This is a genomic window from Aeromonas sp. YN13HZO-058, from assembly GCF_001921245.1.
In the GTDB taxonomy this organism is placed as follows: Bacteria; Pseudomonadota; Gammaproteobacteria; order Enterobacterales; family Aeromonadaceae; genus Aeromonas; species Aeromonas allosaccharophila.
Genome location: NZ_MQSY01000016.1, coordinates 30429 through 45381, shown reverse-complemented (window position 1 = coordinate 45381; position 14953 = coordinate 30429). Strand labels below are relative to the sequence as shown.

Here is a 14953-nt window from a genome sequence, read left to right as displayed (position 1 = left end):
CGCGGTGCTGGTGGGGTAAATTACAGGCAACAAAAAGGCGGGTGACCCCGCCTTTATGCTCTTTGGAATTTTTAGCCTTGCGGCATGCTATCAAGCGTCGGCTTCATCCGGTTGCGGCTGCTCTTTGAGCGCGGCGTTGGCACGACGGGCAATCGGCTTCTCGGTGTGACGATTGAGTTGGCGCTCCAGCTTTTGACCCAGTTCGTTGATGGCGGCGTAGAGATCCTCATGCTCTGCCTGGGCAAACAGTTTGCCGTTGGGGATGCCAGCACTGGCTTCGACAGTGAACATCAGACGCTCTTTGGAAACAATCACATGGGGTGTGATGAGAGGCACCTGAAGACGTTCGAGCTTTTCAAAACGGGATTCGATGCGCTCGCGGATAGCCGGGGTGATGTCGATGATTTTGCTGGTAATTTCGATTTTCATATTGGCCCCCTTCGGGTCGTCTTGCTTGTGTCTTCACCTTCAGATTACTCATTGGTAAAGATTGAAATGTGATCCATGTCACATAACCTTCCCTTGGCTATTCAGCAACTTATAAATTGTGATCTTTTCCGGTTTCGTGCCAAAAACAGCTTGAGCTCCATGAAACTGGCAGGCAGTATGACGGGAATAGGATCGTTTCTGTCCCTTCTTGGCAGCACTTCGTGTCGACCTCATGTCCGGTTTCCACTGCTTGATATCGCATGTTTGTACTCTTCCCTCGCAACCGCTGATCTGATGAGTGGATGCAGGGGGCGTTGCTGTGCCCGATGGGACATCAAACGTGGTTGGTTGTTGTGTTGGGGTGGTAAATGAAGCAGCAAGCCACGCAAGTCATGTGGTTTTTCGATCGGCAACATGATCAGTGGAGTCTCTCTGATCAGGGGGCCTACCAGCAGTGGCAAGGGGAGGGCAATCATCCCTGGGCCGCTCGCCTGTTACCGGAAGATGAGGCAGGCTTTGCCGACTTTCTCGTCCGGCTTCATGAATCACATCTGCCAGAGCAGTTCATCGGTCATCTGAAAGATGATCAGGGTCAGCTCAACCATGTGCTCTGGAGCGGCCAATTTGTGCCCACCCAGCAGATCTGCTGTGGTTGGCTGGCCCCTCTCGATACTGCCAACAGCGCGGTCTCCTCCCTCAACCTCTCTTTGCCATTGCTGCAAACCACCCTGCTCACCCAGTTGGCACAGGCGCTCTCTGCCCGCACCGGGCTCGATTTCTTCAATACCCTGGTCAGCCAGCTGGCTCACATTCTCAAGGTGGATGCGGTCTGGGTGGGGGAGCTGTGCGGTGCCGACCGGGTCAGAGTGCTGGCCGCCGACGGGCTGGCGCAGAAGGATTACCCGCTGGCGGGTTCCCCCTGTCAGGAGCTCTACAAGCAAGGTGCCATCTGTTTCGAGGTGATCGACGAGTCGCAGGAGTATCAACCCTGGCTGGCGGCCGGGCAGACTTACTATGGTCAGCCGCTGTTTGATGCCAGAGGTCAACTTCTGGGTCATCTGGCGCTGCTCTATTCGGCCCCGGCAGATACCAGCAACCTCACCTCGGTGCTCAATACCTTCTCGGTACGGATGGTGGCCGAGCTGGAGCGCTTGCAATCCGATGCCCAGATGCGCCTCTCTGCCGTTGCATTCGAGACCCACGAAGGGATCATCATCACGGATCCGGGGTTCAAGATCCTGCGGGTCAACAACGCCTTCAGCCAGATCACCGGCTTTGACAGCCAATCGGTGCTGGGCCTGCATCTGGAAGAGGATCTCTGGCCCAATCTGGGTGGGCTCGGCTACGAGCTCAATACCCTGAGCCGCTGGCAGGGGGAGACCCAGCGTCGCCATGTCGATGGTCACACCTATCCCCAGTGGGAGATAGTGACGCCGGTGCAGGACGAGAAGGGGGTGATCAGCCACTTTGTCATCTGCTTCGAGGATATCTCCGAGCGCAAGGCGGCCGAGCGGCGCATTCAGGATCTCGCCTATTACGACGAGCTGACCGGATTGCCCAATCGCCGTCAGCTCCACGAGACTCTGGTGCAGACCTTCAACGAGGCGACCCGTGATGGCTTGATTGGCGCGCTGCTCTTTATCGATCTCGATCACTTCAAGACCATTAACGATTCCCTCGGCCACGCTACCGGTGACTGGCTGCTCAAGGAGGTTGCCGCCCGTCTCAAACGGCTGGTGCGACAGGGGGATTGTCTGGCCCGCCTCGGTGGTGACGAGTTTGTACTGCTGCTGCCATCGCTCTCGGCCAGCCCGCCCCAGGCGGAGATGCAGGCCGATATCATTGCCGAGCGGCTCATCACCGAGATTGCCGCTCCTTATACCTATGTGGGGCAGGTGCTGCACATCGGTGCCAGCGTCGGCATTACCCTGTTTCCGGATCGGGAGCAGGGGGTCGATGATCTGCTCAAGCAGGCGGATACCGCCATGTATCAGGCCAAGTCCGCTGGCCGCAAGACCCGTCGCTTCTTCGATGCCTCGATGCAGCAGCAGGCGGATCGCCGTTTGCTCATTCACAACGAATTGCGCAACGCCCTCAGCCAGCAAGAGCTGACCCTCTACTATCAGCCCCAGCATATGGTCGATGGCGGCGATATCATCGGTGTCGAGGCGCTCATTCGCTGGCAGCCGGCCGGTCGTTCGCTGGTCTCGCCGGCCGAGTTTATCCCCATCGCCGAGGAGACGGACCTGATTGTCGATATCGGCAACTGGGTGCTGCACGAGGCGTGCGCCCAATATGTGCTGTGGGAGGAGAACGGCATCCATATTCCGCAGATCTCGGTTAACGTCAGTGCCAAGCAGTTCCATGCCACCGACTTTGTCGAGCGGATCCACGATGTGCTGGCGCAAACCGGTATGGATCCGGCCTGCCTCAATCTGGAGATCACCGAGTCCGTGGTGCTGGGTCATGCCGAGGACACCATCAGCAAGATGACCGAGCTCAAAGAGCTCGGCATCAGCTTTGCCATCGACGATTTTGGCGCCGGTTACTCCTCCCTGAGCTACCTCAAGCGGCTGCCTGCCGATGAGCTCAAGATCGACCGCTCCTTCATTCAGGACATCCCGAAAGATGGCGACAACATGGCCATCGTCGAGGCGGTGATCGCCATGGCGCGACATATGGGGTTCAACGTCACGGCGGAAGGGGTGGAGTCCCGTCAGCAACTGGAGTTTCTCAAGGCGCAGGGGTGCAGTTTCTATCAGGGCTATCTCGCCTCCAAGCCGCTGCCGGTGCCCTATCTGGAGAAATATGTACAGCGGCTGACCAGACCGGAGCAACTGCGCGAGATGCAACTGAGCGAGGCAGAAAAATAGTCCCTGCTCCCCGCTGTAGCGCTGCCCGGCAACGGGTAGAATGAGAGGCAGTAGACCCACCGCCACCGGGCGGTGTATTGCCCTCAATGGAGATGTTCAGTGAAAGCTGTATGGGGAATAGTTTTGTCGGCGCTGTTTGTGCCGATCCTGATGGCGCAGACTGCCGACCAGACGCTCTACCGTCAGGCGTATGACGCCGTACGGGCCAATGATCAGGCCCGTTTCCAGCAAATTCGTGCCCGTTTGACCCATTACCCCCTGTTGCCTTATCTCGATTACTATCAGCTCGCCTTTCGTCCGGGGGCGGCGGATTACAACGATGTGACCCGCTTTATCCGCCAGCATGGGGATACCCCCCAGTCCAACCGGCTGGAGCGCAGCTATCTGACCTATCTGGCCCAGAGCCAGCAGTGGTCGCAGTTCCTGCGCTTCTATCCCGCCAAGCCGAGCTCCACCGATCTGCTCTGCATGCACTATCAGGCGCTCTATTACACCGGCAAGCCGAAAGAGGCGTTGCAGGGGGCGGGCAAGATCTGGATGAGCGGACAATCCCGCCCCGATGCCTGCTCCCCGCTGTTCCAGCTGTGGCAGGCATCCGGTCAGCGTACCCAGCAGAAGATCTGGCAGCGGATGACGCTGGCGTTCGAGGCGGAAAACCCCAACCTGATCCGCCACCTTGGCGCGACCCTGGGTAGCGGCTTGCAGAGCTATGGCGATCAGATGGTGACCCTGTTCGAGCAACCCGCCAAGGCGATGAATCCGGCCTATTTCAGCAACAACCCCTATTCACGCAAGCTGCTCTCCCTCGGTTTGACCCGCTATGCCAATCAGGAGCCGGAGTCGGTGCTGCGCCAGCTGGCGCTGTTTCGAAGCCGTTTCGGGCTGACCCAGGCCGAGGTGAAACCGGTGGAGCGCGCCATTGCCCGCCGTCTGTTGCTGGATCGCGCTATTGCCCAGCGCAGTTGGGTCGACAGCACGGTGAAAAAGCTGGCGGATCCCGATATCACCGAGCTGCGGGCGCGACTGGCCATCTGGGAGCAGGACTGGCGTGGCCTCTCCGGCTGGGTGAAGATGATGCCGATGGCCCGTCAGAAAGAGGATCGCTGGCGCTACTGGATGGCGCGCTCCCTTGAGGTGCAGGGGCAGCAAAAACCGGCGCGAGATCTCTATCTGGAGACCGCCAACCTGCGCGGTTTCTACGGCTTTATGGCGGCCCAGCGCACCGGTGTGCCCTATCGCATGAAGAATCAGAGCGTCAAGCATGTACCGGACTGGCGCACGGCCAGCCAGCGCTGGCCCTTCCTGTTGCGGGTGCGCGAGCTGCTGTCGATGAACGAGATTGCGGCGGCCCGCTCGGAGTGGATCCACAACATGGATCGCAATCCGGTTGCCCAGCGCATCGAGTTTGGCCATATCGCCCTCAATCAGGGGTGGCACGAGCTGGCCATTCTCGCCAGCATTCGCGCCGAAGCGTGGGATGCTCTCGACCTGCGCTTCCCGCTGCCGCTCAAGCGCACCTTCTCCCAGATGGCGCAAGAGCGCACCATGAACACCAGCCTGCTCTATGCCATCTCCCGTCAGGAGAGTGCCCTCTATCCGCTGGCCCAGTCGCCGGTGGGGGCGCGCGGCCTGATGCAGCTGATGCCGGCCACCGCCAAAGAGACCGCCGGCAAGCTGGGGGTGCCTTATCGCAACGAGCAGCAACTGTTTGATCCGGCAATGAATATTCGCCTCGGTAGCGCCTATCTCAAGCGCTTGCTGGATGTCTATGATGGCAACCGGATCCTGGCGGCGGCCGCCTACAACGCCGGGCCGGGCCGGGTAAAACGCTGGCGTGATCAGAGTGACAACAAGCCGATGGACGTGTGGGTCGAGAGCATCCCGTACAAGGAGACCCGCAACTACGTCCAAAACGTGTTGTCGTTCGATCTCATCTATCAGCACAAGTTGCAGCAGCCGCTGCGCTTCATGTCGGAGCGGGAGCTCAATCACGCCTATTGAGTCGGGGGCCGCCCGCGGCCCCTGTTTTCAAATTTTCCTGACGCCGGGTATCATCGGGTAAGGTTCTGTTACCAAAGGAAACATGCTCGGTGACCTGGCTCAGGGAATTACATCAGGCTGCAGGGTATACTCAGGCGTCGGCACCGACAGGTTCCCCCACAATAAAGGAATGGATAGTGGCAACGATTAAAGACGTTTCTCAGCTGGCAAATGTGTCTATCTCCACCGTGTCGCGCGTTATCAACAACACGGCACAGGTAGCACCGGAAAAGCGTGAGGCCGTATTGGCGGCCATGAAGGAACTGAATTTTCGACCCAACAGTTTTGCTCAGGCACTGGTCAGCAAGCGTTCCAACTGCATTGGCGTGCTGGTCGGCGACCTCTGCGGTGGCCCCTTCTTTGCCCAGATGATGCGTGGCATCGAGACCATGGTCGATCAGGCCAACAAGTTCACCATCGTCATGTCTGGCAACCATGATATCGCCCGCGAGCGTCATGCGATTCAGGCACTGCTGCAGCGCCAGTGCGATGCGCTGATCCTCCACAGCAAGGCGCTGCCGGACGAGGAGCTGAGCGAGCTGGCGGCAGGCTCTACCCCCATTGTCTTTATCAACCGTCAGGTACCCGGGGCCGAAGATCGCTGCGTCTGGCTGGACAATAAGGCCGGGATCACCACCGCGTGCCAGCACTTGCTGGATGCCGGTCATCGCAAAATTGCCTTTATCACCTCCGATGATGAAGAGTTTGTCGATGGCCTGCAGCGGATGGCGGGCTATACCCAGACTCTCGCCAGGGCCGGGATCGCGTTTGATCCGGCTCTCATCAGCCGCGCCTTTGCCGACGAGAACGGCGGCTATGTGGCGATGAGTGAACTGCTGACCCGCGGTGTCGAGTTCACCGCCGTGCTCGGTTTCAACGATGGCATGGTGGCTGGGGCGATTTCTTGCTTGCTGGAGCGGGGTTACAAGATCCCGCAGCAGGTGTCGGTGGTAGGGTTCGACGATATCCCCTATGCCCGCTACATCTATCCCAAGCTCACCACGGTACGTTACCCCATCGAGGAGATGGGCAGCCGCGCCGCCGAGTTGGCGCTGCGCCTGCTCGATCACAAGCCGGTTGACGGCCTGGCGCTCAAGTTTGAAGCCCAGCTGGTGGAGCGTGAATCGGTCGCCTGATGAACGTCAAACCGCGAATAACAACGTGGCCCCAATGGGGCCACGTTTGTTTTTGCTTGTTGTCTGCCTGTCGGCCAGTTTAGAAGCGGGCTGAGCCGCTGACGTAGTAGCTGCGACCCGGTTCGACGTTCTGGAAGACGGTGTCTTTCTCTTGCAGGCGCACGTCGGTCAGGTTGTTGATCCCCAGTCGCAGGTCAAAGTTCTCGGTGACCTTGAAGCCGGTGCCGAGATCGAAGGTCTGATAGCTGGGCAGCTTGTGCAGTAGGACAACCTTGTTGACGGTCTGCTCGGCAAACTGGGTGCCGGTGTAGGTGGTGCCGACAAAGGCATTGACCCGCTCGGTGGCCTGCCAGGTCAGCTTGGCGTTGGCCTTGTGCTCCGGCCGTTCGGGCAGGGCCTGACCCTGATCGCCTTCCGCTTTCAGGTAGGTGTAGTTGGCACCCAGATTGATGTGGTCGGTCAGATCGAGCCTGCCGGTCAGCTCCAGCCCTTTGGTGGTGGCCTTCTCCAGATTGTACCAGGTACGGTCAGTGGAGTTCGGCAGCTGTTTGAAGGTGAGCATGTCGTCGATATCGGAGTAGAAGAGGGTGGCGCTGGTCTCCCAGATCCCTTGCCCTGCGATGACGCCCAGCTCGTAGTTGGTGCTGGTTTCCGGCTTGACCTTGTCACTGCCATAGATGCGGCAACTGCCGCCGCAGCTCTCGATGCTGTAGCCATTGGAGTACTGGTGCGGTGCCGGCGCCTTGAAGGCCTGGCTGACTCCGCCTTTCACGGTCACCACATCGTTCAGCTCGTACACCAGATAGCCGCGCGGGGTGAAATGACTGCCGTAGATCTCGTGGTGATCGTAACGGCCACCCAGAGTCAGGGTCAGGCTGTCGGTCAGGCCGATCTCGTCCTGAGCAAACAGCGCCTCCTGGGAGTGACTCTCTTTGCCGCCGATATCCTTGTAGCTCACCGCATCCACCAGCTCCCGATCCAGATATTCACCACCCAGCGTCAGGTAGTGGTTGGCCAGCGCCAGGTTGGTGTAGCCCTTGAGGGTGAAGGTGTTCTCTTCCAGTTCGCGCTGCTGCGGGGCCGAGTAGCTGGTATTGAAATCGTCGATTTGGGAGCTTTCATAGTTGGCCATGACGGTAGTGTCACCCCAGCTCCAGTTCCCCTTGTGAGTCAGACCAAACAGGTTGCGATCGTTCTGCTGCTGGCGGCTGTGCACCTTGTTGCCGGTCTTGCGGAAGATATCGAGGGGGCGCTCATCCTGGTTGTAGAGATAGTCAAACTCGAAGCGCTGCTGCTCATCTACCAGCCAGCTCAGGGTGGAGGCAAAGTTGCGGGTCTGCTTGGCTTCGATGAGGGGGATGCCGTCGGCTGCTTCGGGCGGAGTCCAGGCCTGACGGTCATACACTTCGCCATTCATCCGGATCAGCAGGTTGTCGGTCAGCGGGCCGGTAAAGCCCAGGTTGGTTCTGTGCTGATCGCCGCCATCTTTGCCCTCGATGGCCTTGAAGTCGGCATCGGCTGCCCCTTGCCAGGTTTTGCCCGGTTGCTTGGTGATGATGTTGATGACACCGCCGATGGCATCGGAGCCGTAAAGTGCCGACATGGGGCCGCGGATCACCTCGACCCGTTCGATCATGCCGAGGGGCACCGGGGTGTTGTCGAAGTTGCCACCGCGCCACAGGGCATTGGAGGAGGAGAGGCGTTTGCCATCCACCAGCACTAGCGTGTATTTGCCCGACATGCCGCGAATGCCGATATCGCTGCGGCCATTGGTGTCAGCTTCTGCCTGAATGCCCACTTCGTGGCGCAGCAGGTCGGCAAGGTCATTGACCGGTGCGGCTGCGATCTGTTCTGCGGTGATGACAGAGATAGAGGCCGGTGCCGAGCGGGTATTGTGCGCCGTGGTGGTGACGGTGATCACCTCATCGGCTTGAGGCGCGTTGTTGGCGGCGATCGCTTGCTGGGTCAGCAGGGTGACGATGGTGGTGGCCAGCAGGCTGGGGGCAATAAAACGGGAGGTTGAGAATTTCATTATTTACATCTTCCATAATATATAAATGATAAGCATTATCATTATCTCGACTATCTTGTTCCGTTCGCAACACATTTTTACTGGCGAGCTGACGAGCTGACGAGGCGGGTGCGGTGTAATGGCAACCACCACCCGTGATCGATGGCTGAGACTATCAGGGGGGGAATGGATCTGGCCGTGATAACTGATGTCATCAATAAACGCGAGAAGCGGGTTGTCATGGTGGGCGAGAGCGAGGAGATAAACCTGATGTCGGGGATAGCGCAGGAAAGTGAAAACGTGGTCAGAGTGGTCGCCATGACTCCGATAGACGCCATCCGGGAGGCCTTGCTGGCGGGCAAGCTGGTGGGGCTGGGGGAGCCGCACTGGCACCCGGATTTTATCCGGCGCCAGCACGCCTGGCTTTGCGATCCGGCGCTTTGGGGAATAATGACCGATCTGATGCTGGAGTGCGGCAACCGCCGCCATCAGGGCTTGCTCGATGCCTGGCTGGCGGGGGAGGAGAGCTGGCAGGGGGCGCCGCTCACGTTGGCGCGGCTCTATCCGGTCTGGCTCGACTCCTGCGCCTTTCCCGCCTGGATGGCCCCCGAGTTTCCGGCTCTCTTTTCCGCCCTGCGCCAGAACAATCTGGCGCGTCCTGAACATATGCGGCTGCGGGTGCATCTCTGCGAGCCCTTATTCGAGTGGCAGGAGATGAGCCCGAAGCGGTGGCAGCAGCACAACAGGGGGCGGGATCAGGCGCTGGCCGACCATCTTCTTGCACTTCCCGCCCGCGGCGTGGTGGTGCTGGCGGGGGCGCGCCATCTGCTCAAAGCTGCAGGGGATCCGCACTTTACGCAGCCGACCCTGGGCCAGTTGCTGGAAGCGGCACGGCCGGGTTGGCTGCAGGTGCTTCACCCCTGGCCAATGGTTGATGAGATGGGAGATGAGGAGGAGAGGGTGAGCGAACTGGTCGGTATCACGACAGCCGGTCTCTATCCCCACTGGCCGGCGCATCCGCCGCTGGAGACTCTCATAGATCGGCTGGTGCGCGTGGCTGACAGGGGGCGGGAGATGCGAATTTGCCCCACCTTGCTGGCAGAGCCCTGGCGCAGCCGCTTGCTGGGCCGTGCTCACCTGCTGCCAGCTGGCATGGCCCGCCAGCTGCAACAGTGGCTGGCGTAGCCGCTGACTGAAGTAACTCAAGGGGGAGCAAGGCTCCCCTTTTTCACATTTGGCATCCTGCATTCAGTGCTGCAAAGTTGCACCATTTACGGCATAACGTGCCTCTCATCGCCGAAAATTCAGCTCCTTCGTTACTTTAAAGAAGTTTCTACTGGTCTTACCTGAGTAAATTCCTTTGCTTTTTATTTAACAAGGTATTTACATCTGGGTGTCACCAGCATCGGTGACGCTCACAACGGCAAGGAGCCAGTTATGACCCATGTCGACATCCCTTTCCTTCGTTACCTCGATGCGGAAGGGTGCCCGGTCGCCACCTTACCGACCTGGCTGGACAAGGCGATACTGCACACCTTCTACCGCAATATGGTGATGGTGCGCAGCTATGACAAAAAAGCGATTGCGCTGCAACGAACCGGCAAACTCGGTACTTTTCCCTCCCATCTCGGCGCAGAAGCCGTGGGGATTGGCATTGGTCTCGCCATGCAGCCGCAGGATGTCTACGTCCCCTACTATCGGGACATGCCTACCCTCTATGTGCGGGGCGTGCCGATGGAGAAGAACCTGCAATATTGGGGCGGTGACGAGCGGGGCAGTTACTTTCTCAAACCCGATGTGACCCCCTCTGAAGATCTCCCCATCTGCGTCCCCATCGCCACCCAGATCACCCACGCCTGTGGCATTGCGTCTGCCTTCAAACTGCGTAATCAAGCGCGCGTTGCCGTGGTCACCATCGGTGATGGCGGCACCTCCAAGGGGGATTTTCTGGAGGGGCTCAACTGCGCCGGTGTATGGCACCTGCCCATGGTCATCATCGTCAACAACAACCAGTGGGCCATCTCGGTGCCGCGTAAGCTGCAATCGAGCGCCCCTACGCTGGCCCAGAAAGGGATTGGCGCCGGGGTGCGCAGCCTGCAGGTGGATGGCAACGATGTGGTGGCGGTCTACGATGCCGCCCGCAGTGCCGTCGAACGGGCCCGCAGCGGCAAGGGGCCGACTCTGATCGAGGCGGTCAGTTATCGTCTCGGCGATCACACCACGGCTGACGATGCCACTCGCTATCGCGACGGGGCAGAGGTCGAGGCCGCCTGGGCGAAAGAGCCGGTCAAGCGGCTGCGCCAGTTTATGCACAGCCAGGGCTGGTGGGATGAAGAGCAGGAACAGAGCTTGCTCGCTGAAGCCGCGCAGGAGGTAGAGCAAGCGGTCGCCCGTTATGAGGCGATGGCGCCCCAGCCACCGGAGGCGATGCTCGATTATCACTACGCCAGCCTGCCCGCCGAACTCTTGCCCCAGCGCGAGCGAGTGATTGCCAAGGGGATGAAGCAGGAGGTTGGCCATGAGTGAGATCAGTTTGCTGGAAGCGGTCAACATGGCCCTTCACTACGAGATGGAACACGACCCGGATGTGGTGGTGCTGGGCGAGGATGTGGGAGTCAACGGCGGTGTGTTTCGCGCCACGGTTGGCCTGCGCGACAAGTTCGGTTTCAAGCGGGTGATCGATACGCCGCTGGCTGAAGGATTGATCGCCGGGGTGGCGGTCGGCATGGCCACCCAGGGGCTCAAGCCGGTGGCGGAGTTCCAGTTTCAGGGCTTCATCTTCCCCGGGATGGAGCAGATCATCTGTCAGGCGGCGCGGATGCGAAACCGTACTCGTGGCCGCCTCTCCTGTCCCCTTGTCTATCGCTCTCCCTATGGCGCAGGCATCCATTCGCCGGAGCACCACAGCGAGAGCGTCGAGGCGCTGTTTGCCCATATTCCCGGGCTGCGGGTGGTGATCCCCTCCAGCCCGAGGCGCGCCTATGGCTTGCTGCTCTCGGCCATCCGTGATCCGGATCCTGTGATGTTTTTCGAACCCGATCGCATCTATCGCTCGATGAAATCCGAGGTGGTGGATGACGGTGTCGGCCTGCCGCTGGATGTCTGCTTCACCCTGCGCCCGGGCCGGGATATCACAGTGGTGGCCTGGGGTGCCTGCATTCAGGAGGTGATGCGGGCGGCGAACCTGTTGGCCGAGCAGGACATCCAGTGCGAGGTGCTGGATCTGGCCACTATCAAGCCGCTGGATATGGCGACCATCCTCACCTCGGTGCGCAAGACTGGGCGCTTGCTGGTGGTGCACGAGGCGTGCGGTAGCTTCGGGGTCGGTGCCGAAATTGTGGCGCGGGTGACCGAGCAGGCACTTCCCAGCCTCAAGGCGCCGCCCAGGCGGCTGACCGGCGTGGATGCCGCCGTTCCCTACTATCGCAACGAGGCGTACTACCTCATCACCGAGCAGGATATCGCCGATGCTGCTCACCAGCTGATGGAGAACCAGTGGCTATGAAATTTTTCAAATTACCGGATCTGGGTGAAGGGTTGGCTGAAGCCGAGATCGTCGAATGGAAGGTGAGTGCAGGTGATATCGTTGCGGTCGATCAGGTGCTGCTGTCGGTGGAAACCGCCAAGGCGCTGGTGGATGTGCCCTCTCCGGTGGCCGGGGTGATTGCCCGTCTCTGTGGCGCCGAGGGGGATATCCTCCATATCGGTGCGCCACTGGTGGAGTTCGAAGGTGGCGAGGATGATGGCACAGTGGTGGGCAAGGTAAGCGCCCATCAGCAGCGTATCGAGGATCACTTCGTGGTGGGGGCCATTGCCCCGGGTGGCATGCTGGTACAAGCTATGCCAGCGGTGCGGCTGCTGGCACAAAAACTGGGTCTGGATATCGAGCGGATCAGGGGAAATGGCAGCGGCGGCATGGTGACCGAGCTGGACGTGCAGCAGGCATTCGAGGCCCAGCAGAGCAGTGGCAACGAGTTTCTCAAAGGGTCGCGGCGGGCCATGGCCAAGGCGATGGAGCACTCTCATCAGACGGTGGTGCCGGTCAGCATCACCGACGAGGTTGATTTGCGTCACTGGCGATCCGATGAAGACGTGACGGTGCGCCTTATCAAGGCCATTGGCGTGGCGTGCCGCGCCGAGCCCTCGATGAATGCTTGGTTTGATGGCGAAACCCTGTCAAGACGGCTGTTCAACGAGGTCAATGTGGCCATTGCGGTGGATTCCAAACATGGTCTCTATGTGCCGGTGATGGAGAACGTAGCCGAGCGCGAGGGGGCAGATATCCGGCAGGGGCTGGATCGGATGATCGCCGATGTGAAGGCGCGCGCTGTGCCTCGCGAAATGTTGCAGGGGGCGACCATTACGCTCACTAACTTCGGTGCTATCGCGGGCCGCTATGCCAGCCCCATCGTCACGCCGCCGCAGGTGGCCATCATAGGGGCAGGTAAATTGTTCGAGAAAGTGATGTTCATACATGGTGAGGCACGCCCCGTCAGGGCATTGCCACTGTCGATGACATTTGACCACAGGGCATGCACGGGCGGGGAAGCTGCGCGCTTCCTGAAGACCTTGGTCGAAGCACTGGAGGCGCCCACATCATAAATCGCCCATAAACGGTTGTGCCCTGTTATCAGCAGGGCACAAATTTGTTTGCGTAATCTACAAAGCCACGTATAATCCAAATCAGCTTGAAAGGGCGATAGTTATGTCAATGAATACGATGTTCTACATCTTGTCCTGTTGTTCATAAGTTAATCCCGTTTTTTGAGCTTTATCCGCTGAAAAGCATAAGTAATTATTTTGAATACAGGTTTAAAGATATGTCTAACATGATCACCGGTACCGTTAAGTTTTTCAACGAAACCAAAGGTTTTGGCTTCATCCAGCAAGAAAACGGCCCGGACGTTTTCGTTCACTTCAGCGCTATTCAAGGTGCCGGTTTCCGCACCCTGGCTGAAGGTCAGCGCGTACAGTTCTCTGTGACCCAAGGTCAGAAAGGCCCGCAGGCTGAGAACGTAACTGCTCTGTAATTCTTACAGAATTTAAGAAAGCCGTGGTACCTCTGGTGCCACGGCTTTTTGTTTATCTGGCTCCCGCTACTGACTCACATGTGCTGAATCATGCTGCTATCGCTTCTGCTTGTTGCCACCCTTACTCCGATCTCTGACGCGCCGGTACCGGTTCAATCCGCGATGGAAGTGCAGGCTATCTGCCAGCAATTTGTCCAGGTCAGGATGGGGGCTGCTCTACAGCCCTATGAGGTCCATGCACGACTGGTGCCTGAAAGGGAAGGGGAGTGGCTGGTGGATGGCAAAGTAAAAGGACCCGAAGGTCCTTTGCTGTTTGCCTGTCATCTTCGCCAGGGGGCACATTGGGAGCTACTTAACTTTTCACTCTGGGCACCACAGCCCGTCAAAGCGGTTTGAGTGCGACCAGCAGGTGCTGCAGGTGTTCAACCATGGTCATGCCAAACGGGGTGAGATAGCCACCATCTTCTGCACTGATCAGTCCCTGCTGATGCAGACGAACCGCGGCTTGGCACAATTCATCAGACATATCGCTGCGTAATTTAATCCCCAGGCTCATGTTGGCCGGATCAAAGCATGCCAGTATTTTCAAATCGTTTACAAAGTCGTTAGAAACCTGGTCGATCCCAATCATGGATTTACTCCTTACGCTAAAGATGTATGCAAACTAGCATCCCCGGATCCACTTTAGTGGGCGCTGGCTCAAATTATTGATCTTTGGCTGGATGCCGTGTTTCAAATGCTGTTTTTTTCGGCGTAATCAGATGGTTGGCTAACAGCTTCGCCAAGGGCCGAGCCGGACCAAACGTGATAGGATAGGGCACTTCTTTAAATCGGACGGTCTATTGGTGGCTGTTCGTCCTGTTCAAGGTATCGCTCATGGTCAAGATCACTCTGGTATCCCTGCTGCATTCACTTTGTGCTCGCTTTCCTGTCTACCCCGCTGCTTCGTTGACGTCCCTGCTGGATGCCCATCAGGGCGAGGTGTGGTTGCCTGCACGCAAGGGGGCCGACATCGCGCTATTGCGCAAGCATGCCAAGGGGGCTCATGAGCTGGCGTCACTCGATGCGGGCTGGTGTGATTTTGCCGCCAGCGACAGTGGCGAGACGCCCGAGCTGGATGCTCTTGCCAACTACGACAGCGAGATGATGGATAACCTGCTGATGTACTGGCACAGCGCCGCCAAGATCAACAGCCCGATCACCGATAACCTGTTTGAGCTGCGCCGAGAAGTGGTGGATGAGGCCCACGGGGCCAAACTCGCTGCCGCCTGGGAGCAGCAACAACAGCTGCGTTTTGAACAGCTGATGGCGATGGCGGCCAAGGGCCGGGATCTGCTCTGCTTTGTCGAAGTGGAGTCCGCCTACTGGCTGCGGCAAAAGCTCAGTGAGCAAACGGACATCAGCCTGTGCGCTCCCTCGATTGAGTGAGTAGGA

At 59.0% G+C, this 14953-nt stretch carries 13 protein-coding genes; 10 read left to right on the top strand and 3 right to left on the bottom strand.

Annotated elements, in window-relative coordinates:
- Nucleotides 1-90: 90 nt before the first annotated feature.
- A complete protein-coding gene (gene raiA, locus BSP75_RS02475; RefSeq protein ID WP_005334257.1) occupies nt 91-429 on the bottom strand; it encodes a ribosome-associated translation inhibitor RaiA in 339 nt (112 codons plus the stop codon).
- A 368-nt stretch (nt 430-797) separates the two neighbouring features.
- On the opposite strand from raiA, the gene BSP75_RS02470 reads away from it, so the two are divergent.
- The 3 genes from BSP75_RS02470 (at nt 798) to BSP75_RS02460 (ending at nt 6478) form a co-directional block, all read left to right on the top strand.
- Complete coding sequence (locus BSP75_RS02470; RefSeq protein ID WP_075112101.1) at nt 798-3302, top strand: EAL domain-containing protein; 2505 nt, start codon at nt 798-800, stop codon at nt 3300-3302.
- A gap of 99 nt (nt 3303-3401) precedes the next feature.
- On the top strand, nt 3402-5303 hold the full coding sequence (locus BSP75_RS02465; protein ID WP_075112100.1) for a transglycosylase SLT domain-containing protein: 1902 nt from the start codon (nt 3402-3404) through the stop codon (nt 5301-5303).
- Between the two features lie 176 nt (nt 5304-5479).
- On the top strand, nt 5480-6478 hold the full coding sequence (locus BSP75_RS02460) for a LacI family DNA-binding transcriptional regulator (RefSeq protein WP_075112099.1): 999 nt from the start codon (nt 5480-5482) through the stop codon (nt 6476-6478).
- A gap of 79 nt (nt 6479-6557) precedes the next feature.
- Here BSP75_RS02460 and BSP75_RS02455 read toward each other — a convergent pair whose 3' ends face one another.
- Nucleotides 6558-8510 (bottom strand): TonB-dependent receptor, encoded by a 1953-nt coding sequence (locus tag BSP75_RS02455; protein WP_075112098.1) that lies wholly within the window; start codon nt 8508-8510, stop codon nt 6558-6560.
- Between the two features lie 177 nt (nt 8511-8687).
- Between BSP75_RS02455 and BSP75_RS02450 the strand changes: the two genes are divergently transcribed.
- From BSP75_RS02450 to BSP75_RS22125, 6 genes are all read left to right on the top strand, one after another.
- Complete coding sequence (locus BSP75_RS02450) at nt 8688-9674, top strand: hypothetical protein (protein ID WP_253186601.1); 987 nt, start codon at nt 8688-8690, stop codon at nt 9672-9674.
- 252 nt (nt 9675-9926) lie between these two features.
- Nucleotides 9927-11015: a pyruvate dehydrogenase (acetyl-transferring) E1 component subunit alpha gene (pdhA, locus tag BSP75_RS02445; protein WP_075112097.1), complete on the top strand. Its 1089-nt coding sequence runs from the start codon at nt 9927-9929 to the stop codon at nt 11013-11015.
- A complete protein-coding gene (locus tag BSP75_RS02440; RefSeq protein WP_075112096.1) occupies nt 11008-11994 on the top strand; it encodes an alpha-ketoacid dehydrogenase subunit beta in 987 nt (328 codons plus the stop codon). Before pdhA ends, BSP75_RS02440 begins: the two co-directional genes overlap by 8 nt.
- A complete protein-coding gene (locus BSP75_RS02435) occupies nt 11991-13091 on the top strand; it encodes a dihydrolipoamide acetyltransferase family protein (RefSeq protein WP_075112095.1) in 1101 nt (366 codons plus the stop codon). Before BSP75_RS02440 ends, BSP75_RS02435 begins: the two co-directional genes overlap by 4 nt.
- Before the next feature lie 218 nt (nt 13092-13309).
- Nucleotides 13310-13519 (top strand): cold-shock protein, encoded by a 210-nt coding sequence (locus tag BSP75_RS02430; protein ID WP_075112094.1) that lies wholly within the window; start codon nt 13310-13312, stop codon nt 13517-13519.
- A 90-nt stretch (nt 13520-13609) separates the two neighbouring features.
- A complete protein-coding gene (locus BSP75_RS22125) occupies nt 13610-13915 on the top strand; it encodes a hypothetical protein (protein WP_075112093.1) in 306 nt (101 codons plus the stop codon).
- Here the strand turns inward: BSP75_RS22125 and BSP75_RS02420 are convergent.
- Nucleotides 13902-14150, bottom strand: a complete 249-nt coding sequence (locus BSP75_RS02420) for a TIGR02647 family protein (protein ID WP_033136857.1) — start codon at nt 14148-14150, stop codon at nt 13902-13904. The two genes, BSP75_RS22125 and BSP75_RS02420, sit on opposite strands and share 14 nt — an antisense overlap.
- A 245-nt stretch (nt 14151-14395) precedes the next feature.
- On the opposite strand from BSP75_RS02420, the gene BSP75_RS02415 reads away from it, so the two are divergent.
- Nucleotides 14396-14947 carry a hypothetical protein gene (locus BSP75_RS02415; RefSeq protein ID WP_075112092.1) on the top strand — a complete coding sequence of 184 codons (552 nt, stop codon included), beginning with the start codon at nt 14396-14398 and terminating at the stop codon, nt 14945-14947.
- Nucleotides 14948-14953 lie beyond the last annotated feature (6 nt).

Excerpts from the sequence above, each read along its gene's own strand:
- raiA (WP_005334257.1), bottom strand. The coding sequence starts at position 429 with ATGAAAATCGAAATTACCAGCAAAATCATCGACATCACCCCGGCTATC.
- BSP75_RS02470 (WP_075112101.1), top strand. The coding sequence starts at position 798 with ATGAAGCAGCAAGCCACGCAAGTCATGTGGTTTTTCGATCGGCAACAT.
- BSP75_RS02455 (WP_075112098.1), bottom strand. The coding sequence starts at position 8,510 with ATGAAATTCTCAACCTCCCGTTTTATTGCCCCCAGCCTGCTGGCCACC.
- pdhA (WP_075112097.1), top strand. The coding sequence starts at position 9,927 with ATGACCCATGTCGACATCCCTTTCCTTCGTTACCTCGATGCGGAAGGG.
- BSP75_RS02440 (WP_075112096.1), top strand. The coding sequence starts at position 11,008 with ATGAGTGAGATCAGTTTGCTGGAAGCGGTCAACATGGCCCTTCACTAC.
- BSP75_RS02435 (WP_075112095.1), top strand. The coding sequence starts at position 11,991 with ATGAAATTTTTCAAATTACCGGATCTGGGTGAAGGGTTGGCTGAAGCC.
- BSP75_RS02430 (WP_075112094.1), top strand. The coding sequence starts at position 13,310 with ATGTCTAACATGATCACCGGTACCGTTAAGTTTTTCAACGAAACCAAA.
- BSP75_RS22125 (WP_075112093.1), top strand. The coding sequence starts at position 13,610 with ATGCTGCTATCGCTTCTGCTTGTTGCCACCCTTACTCCGATCTCTGAC.
- BSP75_RS02420 (WP_033136857.1), bottom strand. The coding sequence starts at position 14,150 with ATGATTGGGATCGACCAGGTTTCTAACGACTTTGTAAACGATTTGAAA.
- BSP75_RS02415 (WP_075112092.1), top strand. The coding sequence starts at position 14,396 with ATGGTCAAGATCACTCTGGTATCCCTGCTGCATTCACTTTGTGCTCGC.